At 31.8% G+C, this 12,983-nt stretch carries 14 protein-coding genes and 1 pseudogene; 13 read left to right on the top strand and 2 right to left on the bottom strand.

Annotated elements, in window-relative coordinates; all coding sequences use genetic code 11:
* Window positions 1–172: 172 nt before the first annotated feature.
* From AAGD53_RS00985 to AAGD53_RS00925, 13 genes and pseudogenes are all read left to right on the top strand, one after another.
* Window positions 173–310: a hypothetical protein gene (locus AAGD53_RS00985; protein WP_341762936.1), complete on the top strand. Its 138-nt coding sequence runs from the start codon at window positions 173–175 to the stop codon at window positions 308–310.
* An 18-nt stretch (window positions 311–328) separates the two neighbouring features.
* Window positions 329–559, top strand: coding sequence for a hypothetical protein (locus AAGD53_RS00980; protein WP_341763373.1), 231 nt, complete (start codon window positions 329–331; stop codon window positions 557–559).
* 120 nt (window positions 560–679) lie between these two features.
* Complete coding sequence (locus AAGD53_RS00975; RefSeq protein ID WP_341762935.1) at window positions 680–1,084, top strand: hypothetical protein; 405 nt, start codon at window positions 680–682, stop codon at window positions 1,082–1,084.
* A gap of 190 nt (window positions 1,085–1,274) precedes the next feature.
* Window positions 1,275–1,739, top strand: a complete 465-nt coding sequence (locus AAGD53_RS00970) for a hypothetical protein (RefSeq protein WP_341762934.1) — start codon at window positions 1,275–1,277, stop codon at window positions 1,737–1,739.
* Between the two features lie 48 nt (window positions 1,740–1,787).
* Window positions 1,788–3,575, top strand: a complete 1,788-nt coding sequence (locus AAGD53_RS00965; protein WP_341762933.1) for a hypothetical protein — start codon at window positions 1,788–1,790, stop codon at window positions 3,573–3,575.
* Between the two features lie 187 nt (window positions 3,576–3,762).
* Window positions 3,763–4,715: pseudogene (locus tag AAGD53_RS00960) on the top strand (integrase core domain-containing protein).
* 302 nt (window positions 4,716–5,017) lie between these two features.
* Complete coding sequence (locus AAGD53_RS00955) at window positions 5,018–5,998, top strand: IS256 family transposase (RefSeq protein WP_341762932.1); 981 nt, start codon at window positions 5,018–5,020, stop codon at window positions 5,996–5,998.
* A 175-nt stretch (window positions 5,999–6,173) separates the two neighbouring features.
* On the top strand, window positions 6,174–6,884 hold the full coding sequence (locus AAGD53_RS00950; protein WP_341762931.1) for an IS6 family transposase: 711 nt from the start codon (window positions 6,174–6,176) through the stop codon (window positions 6,882–6,884).
* A 389-nt stretch (window positions 6,885–7,273) separates the two neighbouring features.
* Window positions 7,274–7,834, top strand: coding sequence for a hypothetical protein (locus tag AAGD53_RS00945; protein ID WP_341762930.1), 561 nt, complete (start codon window positions 7,274–7,276; stop codon window positions 7,832–7,834).
* A 375-nt stretch (window positions 7,835–8,209) separates the two neighbouring features.
* Window positions 8,210–8,515, top strand: a complete 306-nt coding sequence (locus AAGD53_RS00940; RefSeq protein WP_341762929.1) for an IS630 transposase-related protein — start codon at window positions 8,210–8,212, stop codon at window positions 8,513–8,515.
* Window positions 8,479–8,622, top strand: a complete 144-nt coding sequence (locus tag AAGD53_RS00935) for a hypothetical protein (RefSeq protein ID WP_341762928.1) — start codon at window positions 8,479–8,481, stop codon at window positions 8,620–8,622. Before AAGD53_RS00940 ends, AAGD53_RS00935 begins: the two co-directional genes overlap by 37 nt.
* A gap of 289 nt (window positions 8,623–8,911) precedes the next feature.
* On the top strand, window positions 8,912–10,258 hold the full coding sequence (locus tag AAGD53_RS00930; RefSeq protein WP_341762927.1) for an IS110 family transposase: 1,347 nt from the start codon (window positions 8,912–8,914) through the stop codon (window positions 10,256–10,258).
* A gap of 25 nt (window positions 10,259–10,283) precedes the next feature.
* Window positions 10,284–10,634, top strand: coding sequence for a transposase (locus AAGD53_RS00925; RefSeq protein ID WP_341762926.1), 351 nt, complete (start codon window positions 10,284–10,286; stop codon window positions 10,632–10,634).
* Here AAGD53_RS00925 and AAGD53_RS00920 read toward each other — a convergent pair.
* Window positions 10,571–12,013, bottom strand: coding sequence for an IS4 family transposase (locus AAGD53_RS00920; RefSeq protein WP_341761641.1), 1,443 nt, complete (start codon window positions 12,011–12,013; stop codon window positions 10,571–10,573). The two genes, AAGD53_RS00925 and AAGD53_RS00920, sit on opposite strands and share 64 nt — an antisense overlap.
* A gap of 198 nt (window positions 12,014–12,211) precedes the next feature.
* Window positions 12,212–12,751, bottom strand: coding sequence for a hypothetical protein (locus tag AAGD53_RS00915; protein WP_341761640.1), 540 nt, complete (start codon window positions 12,749–12,751; stop codon window positions 12,212–12,214).
* Window positions 12,752–12,983: the final 232 nt, after the last annotated feature.

Genomic DNA, 12,983 nt, shown 5'->3' with positions numbered 1-12,983 from the left:
GTCAGCAATATGAAGATTTCATGAACAATATTATCCAGCTTTAATTGCTTTTGCTCGTAACAAGGAAGCCAATATTACTGGTGGACAATCAATCTATTTAAACAAGGAAACTGGTACTAAAGCTGGGATTTTAGTTAACAAGCGATCTTTTGGCAAGATTAGTGGTTCATTTGTGAAGATTCAACGAGAAGACAAAAATAATGTGACGATTATCGCAGAAGGGATAGAAACTGCTTTGAGTGTGCAAGAAGCTGGCATCAAGGGTAAAATTCTCTGTAGTTTAGGTATTAGTAATATCAAGAATTATTAACCTACCACAGGAGAGAAAATCATTATTGCTGCCGATAATGGTGGACAAAATGCACCATCTCTTCATGTCATAGTCAAGGCTCAAGAAGAATTGGTAAGTAAAGGGGCAGTAGTATCTGTATTAATGCCGCCAGAAAAAGGTGATTTTAACGATATGCTTAAAACTCAAGGAGCAGAATCAGTTAGAAAATTTCTAGAACCTGAAATAGTAAAATTAACAACAGAATTAGGGTTTTTGAAGTCATACTGATTATCTTTCAAAATAGAATTAACATGGTATCATGGTATAATTTAGTATTAGGTCTATCATTAGTTGGAATTAAATTATTAATTCTATTTTGAAAGATAATCAGTATCAGAAGATAACAATATGTTGCGTAAGTTTCAACAGCAAATAAAATCACTGAAGAAATTTACTACACAAGAAAACATAAAGGCTACTTTGCAAATATATAAAGAAAAAGATATGACAGCTTTTATTGCTTATAGTAACAAGATTTGCTCTATGGCAATTGAGCAAAAAATAGCAGCAGATTTACAAATAATGAAGAATAAGTTTGATCCGAAACATGATTTTGGTAATGTCAAATTTAGTAACATCACAGTAGATGATTTTAATGGTAAAAAGCATCTGGTTCCTGAAGATTACTTAAGCACTATAGGAAGAGACAAGCAAGTGATGCAATATATTAATCCAAAATCAATAATTGGTAAAATTATACAGATTGAATCAAAAAACACAACTAAAACTCAAGCAATACAAGTCAAGTTATAATATAGTTATAATATTATGAATGTATTTAAATTATATAGTATATGCTAACTATACATATTTAATTTGTACTTGGATAAAAAAGAAAATTATTTTATTGCAATTTATATTTATAAAGACTAACTTATTATTTAATATTTGCGTAATTAAAATAAAGTTATGTGAGTATTTTAATCTTAATAAGGAGTAGCATATGAAAAATCATGAAAAAGCTAGGGAATTCTGTGAGAGAGAAATTTATATTGAAGAAGGAGCTGAAGAAAATTTTTTTGGAATGATAAGTAATGAAGTGCGTAGAGCACCTGGTAACTACACATTAATTGAATTAATGAAAGATTTTGGTACAAAATTTGCATATGGTCAGCCAAAGGATGCTATTGGCGTATTAGAAGCTATATATGAAGTTTTGAATCATGAGAAAGAATTCATTAATAGAGAAGGACTAAATTTAAAAGATGATAATAGACCTCCAGATGAAGATAATAAGCTAAGTAATGATGAGTTGTTTGATGAAGCTTTTAATAGTATGCTTCAAAAGGTAGAACAGCGTGGTAATGGAGATTTATTAAAAGTTTTAAAAGAATTATATTTAGAAACAGAACAAGAATCTAGTGAAGTTAGTCCTATAGGGGAATCTACAGGCATTGGTGATTTTTAAGTTTTTTTATTAATATATTTTTAAAATATAAATTTAAGGAGAATAATTATGAGAACAATTGGTTATGCAGGTGATAGCACAGATGGAGAAGATTATGAAGAAGATCCAGCAGAATTACCTCCAAAAGGATTGAAATCTAGAAGAAAAGATCTAATTGAGAAACTCAATAAATATAGAGACTTTGAGTATCAATATAATAGTTCTAAGTATCAAGACTTCAATTATGGTAATTCTTGTGTGTTAAAAGAGATGGGTCAACAAATTCTTCAAAGTCAAAAAGTTAGGGGTGAATATAAAGTAATTAAACAGAAATTATTTATTTCACAATTAACACAACAAGAAAAGGATAGTCTTGAAAAACTAGGTAAACTTATCGGGTCTTCTTATAACATAATTGTTAGTGATTATGAAGCTCATAGCGAAATATTATCAAGAAAAGCTAGTGATTTTTTTAAAATTAATCAACAAAAAATAGAAGAAAGTTGTGGTCAAGATCCACATTATAAAAATTTAAATAAAAGTGGAAATAAGGCAAATTTTTATATAAAACATGAAGTAAAGGATAAAATTAACGACATATATAAACTAAATAAAAAAATAGAGTTATATGCGCAAAACCAAAGACAAACCATAGAGCCTACGTTCACAGAAACACAAAAAAATGATGCTGGTTTATTTCTAGCACAAATAAAAGCTATTAAAAAACTAGACAAACTTTTAGGAATAAACTGTGTATATGATTATAAATTTGGTACAAAAAAGCACATTACTGGTAGTTCTATTAGCAAGAAAACCACGCAAAAAGATGAAACCTTAGAAATTCATACATTGGGTGCTTTCTCAGATTATATGACAGACGAGGGTGCTTATGATGCTATTCAAAAAAGATTACAAAGATTTATCGATGAAAGATACATAGATAAAAGCAAGTTATCGAAATTTTTTAAATCATCTCTAAGAGGGAAAGAATATGGGGATGTTATACTTAATAACGAGTTAAGAGATGAATTAACAAATCAACTCCAAACATTAGTCAAGTTAATGTTTGGAGTTGAAGTAAAAAGAAATGCTGCTACGCTTTTAACTAATGCTATGTTTTTTGATTTGGTAGATGCAAATATGTATAAGATAGGAGACATTTTAGACAAAATGCCTATGGTTATGCAAGGTGCTGTATCAGCTTCAACTACAATTGATAAAGAGATGAGAGATAAAACAGAAGTAAAAAAAACATCAGAATATGATTGCAGAGCAAAATTTGAACCATCTAAAGCAAGAGATTTAGCAAATAGAGATGATAAAATCCTGCAAGATTGGTTAAAATGGAAGCTACAAAGTGACATAGACGCAGCAGTTGAGGATTTAGGAGGCAATGACAGTATAGGAACTTTGAGTAACCGTTTAAAAGATCTTAATATAAGTATTGGTAGAGGAAGAGGTAAAATTATGGATAAGCTACCAATTCCAATAAGACCAGGAAATAATGAATTTGAAGAAGGCAAGATTCAATGGAATCAAAATGAATCAAAGATCAAATCTGAAGTCAGCAAAGTACAAAAAGTTAAGGCTAAAGTTTTCCATGATCTAATAAATGATTGGTATGGAATAAAGCTACCTCATTTAGATAAACTAGACTTAATAATAGAACTTAAAGCATCAGCAGAACCAAGAGATTTTTATGAAGATCAGGACTATAGTGATCTAAAGGCATCAAGTGCAGATACAGAAAAGGTAGGGCCTGAATTAGATTCATATGAACAAAAACACATAGAATCTAATCTCATAGATATGTTTGTACAACTTTTGGGTGTAGAAGAAATAGGTGTAATGTCTTAGATCATTTTAATGCACGGGGATTAAAGTCTGATTATGTGAACTAGTTGAGATTTAATCTTGCAAGAGGTATGATTGAGAAGAGATGAGCTTGCGAGTGAGTGCGTGTAAATAGTGCTAGCGAGCAAGCAATCTAATCTCGAGGAAAAATCACTAATTAATGATATTAATTGTATCAAGGAGAGTAAGAATGAATTTACAACAAAAAATAATAAAGCCGAAATTAGGCTTGTTAGTGCTTGCGAAACAAATAGGAAGTATATCTGCGGCGTGCAAAGCGATGGGATATAGCAGAGATAGCTATTATCGATTTAAAGAATTATATGAGAAAGGAGGAGGAGAAGCATTACAAGAAATTAGTCGAAAGAAGCCAATATTAGCGAATAGAGTAGAAGCATATATTGAACAAGCAGTGATAGATAATGCAGTACAAGAGCCAGCTTGGGGATAATTAAGAGTTTTCAATGAGCTTAAAAAACAAGGGATTGTTGTGTTTCGCCTAGAGGAGTGAGATCGATTTGCTAAGGAATGATTAAAAAGAGGCTAGAAGCTTTAGGAAAGATAACTACAGAACATCTAGGGTATCATATTGCCCAAGATACATAATATGTATCTTGGGCAATATGTAGGGACTATTAAGGGAGTTGGCAAGATGTATCAACAAACAGTTATTGATATATATTCACGTGTGGCAGAGGCTAAGCTTTACACTGATAAAACCCCTATTACTAGTGCGGAAATATTGAACGATCTGTTATACCTTTCTTTGCAGAACATAATGAAGCACTGAATATTGTGGAATCATGCCTATGAATTATATCTCAGTGTAGAAGGAATCGAGCATACCAAAACTAAAGCAAACTCACCTCAAACTAATGGCATTTGCGAGAGGTTTCATAAAACTATGAAAACAGAATTTATGATACTGCTTTTAGGAAAAAGATTTATAACTCTACAGACGAATTACAAAGAGATGTAGATGAATGGTTATTTCAGTACAACAGATATAGATCACATTCAGGTAAGTATTGCTATGGGAAAACTCCTATGCAAACTTTTTTAGATTCTAAACACATTGTTCTTGAAAAATCTAATCAATTCATGTGCCATAAAAAATTATCTGACAATCAGAGTATGTCCTGAAGAGTGTGTAAGCTTTTAAAAAAAGAAGTTGCAAAATTATTAATTTGCAACTTATCTAAAATTTAAAAAACTTACATAAGGCAAAGAAATGACAAGGAAATTAAACTTAAAAAAAGAGACATTAACAGATATAATGCAGCATTACGAATCACCTGAACAATTTGCGGAGTTTTTGCAGATCTCAGGAAAGCAGTGATAGAGCAAGCATTAGAAGGAGAGCTAGAGAATCATTTAGGCTATAGGAAACATCAAAAGACAATAAACGTCAATAGCTGGAATGGAGTAAGCAGCAGGTAGTTACGATGGATAACGGTCAAGTTGTAATGAATACACCAAGAGATCGTGAATCAAGTTTTTCCCCGCAGATAATAAAGAAAGGTCAGACAAGGTTACAGGGCTTTGATGATAAAATAATAGCGATGTATGTACGAGGGATGAGTATGCATCAAATACAGGAGCATATAGAAGAGATATATGGTATTGAAGTATCGCCTGAGTTTATCTCAAATGTAACGGATAAGGTAATAGAAGAAGTAACAATATGGCAGAATAGAGCATTAGATAAAGTATATCCGATATTATATTTAGATTGTTTGATTGTAAAAGTTAAGGAAAACAACCAAATCATCAACAAGTCACTATATTTAGTTATAGGAGTTAATATGGATGGGATAAAGGAAGTGTTAGGGATATGGGTAGCCAAGAATGAGGGAGCTAAGCTTTGGTTATCGGTTGTAACGGAGTTGAAAAATAGAGGTATTGAGTCTATTTATATAGCATGTGTTGATGGATTAAAAGGCTTTCCTGAAGCGATTAATTCAGTGTTTCCAAAGACTATAGTACAGTTATGCATAGTACATACGGTAAGAAATAGTTTAAATTATGTATCATGGAAAGATCGTAAATTGGTTGCAGCAGATTTAAAAGCGATTTATATTAGTAGTAATGATAAAACAGCAGAATTGGCTTTAGCGTCTTTTAAAGAAAAATGGGATCATAAATATCCAACAATTGCTGGTTCTTGGGCAAGAAATTGGCAGCAGATTATTCCATTTTTAGCCTTCCCTGACTATATTAGAAAGGCTATCTATACGACGAATACCATTGAATCCATAAATCGTCAAATTAGGGGAATTATTAAAACTAAAGGGGCTTTCCCTAATGACGAAGCTGTTTTTAAGCTAGTTTTTTTAGCTCTACAAAATGCCGCAAAAAAAATGGTCCATGCCATCAGAGATTGGAAATTAGCACTCAATCAGCTCGCTATTTTATTCAATGATTGATAACTTACTTACACACTTCGGACATACCCAGTTTAGGTGATTTTTGCAAATATTTTGAAAATACTTATATATCGTCACGGCATCGTCAAGTTAAAGGGAATTAAATTAAGGATTGCAAAAAGAGAGATAGAGATTTATAAAATAGCTTTACAAAATTAAACTATAGTGCAGTTTTATGTATATAGACAAAGCTCCCAAGAGGCATCGTTTTCCAGTCAGTATTATCAGTCATGCAGTATGGCTATATCATAGATTTAACAATAGTTACCGTGATATTCAAGAACAAATGGCTTATCGAGGCATTATTCTAAACCATAAGACAGTAAGATTTTGGTGTTATAAGTTTGCATCAAACTTTCAAAATATAATCAGAAAGAGAGAATGTAAGCCTGATGATAAATGGCATTTAGATGAAATGAATGTTAAGATTAATGGAGAGGTGTTTATATTATGGAGAGCTATCGATTTTGAAAGTCACGAGTTGGAAGTATTATTACAAAGGCGTTGTGATAAGAAATCGGCTATTCGTTTTCTAACAAGATTGTTAGGCAATTATCCTATTCCAAGAGTTATTATAACTGATAAGCTAAAAAGCTATATTAAGCCAATTAAACATATGTGTCCTAAGACAGATCATCGTTCTCACAAGGGATTAAATAATCGAGTTGAAAACGCTCATCAACCAACGTGTCGAAAGGAAAAGATATTGATTAAATTTAAACATCCGAACTCAGTACAAAGCACCTTATCATTAATGGGTAAAGTCAGAAATATATTTGCTGTAGATGTAGGAAGATATACTAAAAATGCTAGTCACAAGAGAAACTCATTTGCAGTTGCTAAATCAATCTGGGATGAAGCTACTCAAACCATTCTTGCTGCCTAAAATTCAAAAAAAATAGAACTTTTAAAACCTACTTTACTTAACTTGACGGTGCCGATAACTATAGTACAGATGAAACCTTTGAACCATCTCTATTAGGTGCAGAAGGACATATAAATTAATTTTGACTAGAGTGCAAAAGTTAAGGCTTGATTTTCAATATTAAGAAAAAATAGTATAATTAGCAAAAATTTTGCTAATTGCTATTAGTGCACAATAAAAAAGGTGTATAATGCTACTCTAATGCCAATTAAGAGCAAAAACAGGCAATAATGAAGTAGTGATAGTAGAAAGAAATTGATTAAAGCCAATCTATAATATATAGATACTGTATTTTTGGAAAATAAGAGTATAAATTATGGATTGGCAAGAAGAATTAATATCAACTTTATATGGAAATTAGCAAAATATATCAGCAAAAATTAACAGGATATTGTTGTAGAATGTCAAATTATGCAAATTTAGCATTTTCAGATGAAGAAATTATAACAATTTATATGTTTAGAATTATGAGCAAAAATTATAAAATTAAGGATATATATGATTATACTAATCGTCATTTGCAGAACTGGTTTCCCAAGTTACCAAGCTATACAGCCTTTGTTCAAAGGTTGAATAAATTGGCAGATAGCTTTATTGCAATTACTGAGATTTTGCATGAACAAATTCCAGTACATGAAAGTCAAAAAACATGGCAATTGATCGATTCTATGCCGGTAATTTTAGCACATCGTGGGAGAAGATTTAATGCAAAAGTAGCTCTAGAAATTGCCACGGCTAATGGTTATTGTGTAACTAAAAAACTACATTATTATGGTGTTAAGTTGCATATTTTAGCTGGCTATAAGCAAGGATCTCTACCTGTTCCAAGTTATGTTGGATTAACAGAAGCGGGTATGGCTGACTTAAAAGCATATGAATATATATTACCAGTCAATAGAGTCGCTTTTTAACTGGCTTGAAGAAAAAACGAAAATCCAAATCGCCAGTAAAGTTAGGTCGTATAATGGACTAATGGTTCATGTATTTGGAAAATTATCCTCGGCTTTTTTTTTTGCTATCTCAAAAATTTAGCTCTTAATTGGCATTCTAGTTATAGTGAAACACATTGAATTAGGTGAGTTTATATGATATAAATAAGAGAAAAAATGTCAACAAGCCCATATAGTTAAGATTTAAGAGAAAAAGTAATAAATTATATAGAAAAAGGTAATAGTCAAATATCTGCTGCTAATACTGATTATCTTTCAAAATAGAATTAACATGGTATCATGGTATAATTTAGTATTAGGTCTATCATTAGTTGGAATTAAATTATTAATTCTATTTTGAAAGATAATCAGTATAAGATATTTGATATACACAAGAATACAATTAGTCGTTGGAAGGTAAGGAAGAAAAAAGAAGGAACAATATTAGCAAAAGCGAGATTAGGATTTAAAAGTAAAGTTGACAAGCAACAATTAGAAGATTTTGTCAAAAATAATTCAAATATTACGCTAAAAGATATTGGTAAGAAATTTGGGATTACAGGCACTCAAGTTGGAAGAATATTAAAGAAGTTAGGCTATAGTTATAAAAAAAAACCTTCAGCTATTTGGAAGCAAGTGCAGAAAAACGATCTGAATATTTAGAAAAGGTCAGTAAATATGACAAAGAGCAAATGGTATATCTTGATGAGAGTGGTATAGATAGGACTATTTGCCAAGATAGCACCAAACAAACTGCTGCACATTTGTAAAAACATAAACAAACTTTGGTGGTAAGCCATCAACAACAAGGTATAGTGTTTGCGATTATTGTGTGTTAAAGTTACAGTTAGCCGAGTTGGTAAAGAGCTATAACCGACCACCACAATGGTGCAGCTTTAAGGCAGCCCGTAAGATAGCATGGTTTTGGAGTTGTTGGTAATATCATTGATGGCATTATGTGTTTATGATACGTAAGAGACCTCGTTTAAGAGATTAATTTTTTCATTCAATACTCCAACTTAAAATTAGCTCGGTCTAATTCTTAGTGTAGGAGATGATATGACAAATAAAAAGAATGATAAACAGAAACTATCTGTAATTAATCCTGATGCGGCAGGTATTGATATTGGTTCTAGAGAACATTATGTTTGTGTACCAGCTGATAGGGATGAAAAGAATGTACGAAAATTTGCTGCTTTTACCAGTGATTTAAGAGAAATGGCAGATTGGTTAAAAAAATGTGGAGTTAAGACGATAGCTATGGAATCAACAGGGATATATTGGATACCTGTATTTCAGATTTTAGAGACTACTGGCTTTGAAGTTATATTGGTGAATGCTAGGCATGTGAAAAACGTACCTGGACGTAAAACAGATGTAGCTGATTGTCAGTGGTTACAACAACTTCATAGCTATGGATTGTTAAATGGTTCATTTCATCCAAAAGATCAGATATGTGAATTAAGAACTCTTACTAGACAAAGAGACAGATTAACAAAGAATGCTGCAACCCATGTAAACCGTATGCAGAAAGCACTGAATGAAATGAATATCCAATTACATCATGTGATTAGTGATATAACAGGTGTTACAGGAATGAGTATAATAAAAGCAATTATTGCTGGTGAAAGGGATGCAAATAAATTAGTCACATTTAGGGATAGTCGTATAAAAAGTGATAAAAAGACTATTATCAAAGCTTTGGAGGGAGATTATCGCAAAGAGCATCTTGTAGTATTAAAGCAAGAATTAGATATTTATGAATTTTACCTAAAACAAATCAAGGAGTGTGACGAAGCAATAGAAAGCTGTTACAAAGAGTTTGATAAACGTGGTGATGGTGATGTAACAAATAAGCAACGCAAGAACAAAAATTCTCCAAAGTTTGATTTACAACAATCACTATATAACGCAGCAGGAGCAGATTTTACTGCAATTCCAGGGCTAAGTGAGCTAAGTGTACAAACGATAGTATCGGAAGTGGGGTTAGATATGGACAAATGGAGTACAGAGAAACATTTTACATCTTGGCTTGGCTTAAGTCCTGCTAATAAAATTACCGGTGGTAAAGTATTTGATACGAGAACAAAAAAGGTAGAAAATAAAGCAAGTATGGCATTCAGGATGGCAGCTCTTAATCTAGGTAGAGGTAAATCAGCACTAGCAGGATTTTACAGAAGGATAAAAAGTAGAGCTGGTACACCAAAAGCTATTACAGCAACAGCAAGGAAGTTGGCATGTATGTTTTATCGATTATTAAAATATGGTCAAGACTACGTCGAACAGGGAATTGAAACGTACGAAAAACAATACCAAGAAACAATGGTAAAAAATCTGCAAAAACAGGCAACACGACTAGGGTTTAGTGTGGTTAAAATAGAGCAGTCGTTGGAATCAGTTTGTTAAGAGAGGTTGGGGTAAGATAGGAGAATTGTTGGTTGGACAAAAAAGTGGTAAACAGTATCAAAGAACTAATATCATAGCTGGTTTGGTAAATAATAAGCCGATAGCCCCTTTTGTGTTTAATGGAACTTGTAATACAGAACTATTTAATAATTGGGTTGAGAAGTTTTTAATTAAAGAATTAAAAGCAGGACAGGTTGTAGTACTAGATAATGCTAGTTTCCATAAATCAAAGAAGACGAAAGAATTAATAGAATCAGTAGGTTGTAAGGTTATTTTTTTACCCCCATATTCACCAGACTTAAATCCTTACTTTTACCCACAATTTTGGGAGAGAAATATAGATAATATTTCGATACTTTCTGTAAGATTTTCGTAGCCCCTCCATAGTGTCATAGTTCCTGGTAATTTATCATTTTTTCTATTCATAAATCCTCCTAATTTACCAAGCCAGATAATAGCTTGTTTCATAGTTGGAGGTTCTTCAGGTATGGAAATAGTTTTATGCTCTCGAATATAAAGAGTTTGCCATTCTTGTGAAGTTAAAATCTTAGTACACACTTCTTGCGGATGAGATATTGCTACTTTTGATAAATATAAAATTTTAAATGCAATGATGCTTTTTATGGCAATTAATTTTTCTAGCCTTTCTTTTGTAGCTAAACGAGAATTTTCTATTTTACATCCAGATTTTAGAACTCTAAAATATTCTTCAATTCTCCATCTTAACTTATACCAATTTATCCTTTCAATCGCATCTTCAAAATTACTGACAGGAACATTAGTTAGCAAGAGCCAATCAATTGCTTCCACTCCTTTAGGGGGGACTTGTTCTTTAGCTCTTACAACATAGAGCACTACTTTATCACTGATTTTGTGTTCAGTATTTTTTGAACCATATAATGAAGGGGTTCTAATTGGTATTAAACCAGACATATATTTTATTTCAATATTTGCCATTCTTGCTGCTTCATTGTTCTTTTTTGGAACTTGAATTACTATTTCTTTCTTTGCTGATATCTGATTTATATGGGTTTGCAAATTTGTTTTTCCTCCCTCTGTAGAAATAAATTTTCTATTTTGTCTATTACGAACAATAAACAAACTACCCATTTCTTGACACGACCATAATAGTTCAAAGATATCTGCTTCTCTGTCACCAATAGTTATAACTTTAGTGTCTTTAGGTATAATATGCATAGTGTCCTTAAGTGCTGCTATCCACTTATAACTTTCTTTATCTTCAGTAGAAGATATATATTTTCTTCTTGATTTTTCTTGTGCAGTTTCTTCACGTATAACACGAGCCCAACATTGTTGAGAAGATAATCCTAAAGGTAATCCTTCCATTGTAAACATCAAGGCACTATGCACAATCAGCCCCATTTTATGTTTTGTATAAGACTTTGAGACGCTACCGAGCCCTTTAGTTTTAATATGAGAATCAAAATCTAGGTATGTTGTATCCTGAACTGAAAATACAAACTCATTACCTTTAATCCTTTCTTGTGTTTCTTTATAATGTGAATAATAAATTCCCGCTGGATCAAATTTTTTATTGCTAAATAATCTATACGCTCCTTTAGCCTCTTTCCAACTTCTGCAACTTTGATTTATTGAACCAGAAGCTTTGCTTTCTATAAGTGAGCTAGTTTTAATAAGTCTTTTTATAAGCCTTTGATCTCCAAAGTTAACATGCCTAAATTCCCTTTCTAACCACTTATTACCTAAGTTGTAAGCATTAGATAACGCTTGCATATTCCTCATTCTTTCCCCTTCTTATATTTTAAGTATATAATTCAATATTAGTTTATACTTAATTTTATATTTGTGGGTAAAAGTAAGACTTAAATCCAATAGAAAAATTTTGGGCTAATATGAAAAAATGGATTAAAAATAAGATAACAGAAACTAGTAAATTATTCGAAGCTATTTCTATGTTTTTTGTTACCTAATTCAATGTATTTTACTATACTCTAAATCTTTACTAAGTATCTCAGATCCTTCTGACCAAATATAGTTTCCAGCAAGGTTAATATGGGTTATAGCATCGTTATACCGTAACATACTACTTAACGACTTTATTCCACAATCCCCAATATCAATATCTCTAAGATCTAGGTATTTTACAGAGTTATTATGTCTTAGAACCCTAGCAAGTTCCCCAGCTCCCCAATTTCCAATATGATTTTCACTAAGGTTTATTGCCGTTATATTATTATTGTTTTCCAAACTTTCCGCAAGCCTAAATCCCCCATTTTTGGCAATATTATTTGCTGCCAGCTGTATTTGACATAAATTTTTATTTATTTTTAGAACTTTGGCAAATCGAATAGCCCCCCTACTAGTAATCTCGTTGTGGCACAGATCTATGTGACTTACAGTATTATTGTTTTCTAGGGCTTCGGCAAGCCTATGCATACCTATATCACCAATTTTATTGTTGCTTAGATCTACTCTAGTTACTGTGTTGTTGTTTTGCAAAAACTTCGCCACTATATTGACTCCCTCATAGTCAATATTACTATTACGAAGATTTATGTGGGTTAGAGTTTTATTATTTTCTAAAGCTTTGCTAAGTAGCTTGATACCACCACTACTACCAATATTATGGTTTCTAAGATTTAAGTAGGTTAATTTTTCATCAGCTTGTTATCGACAAAATTATAAAATTTGTTGCTTTCCAAAATAAAACATGTTAACATGCCCGTCGTGAGCCTTTATATGG

The organism is Candidatus Tisiphia endosymbiont of Melanophora roralis, assembly GCF_964026575.1.
GTDB lineage: Bacteria > Pseudomonadota > Alphaproteobacteria > Rickettsiales > Rickettsiaceae > Tisiphia.
This window is presented reverse-complemented; position numbering and strand designations above follow the sequence as displayed.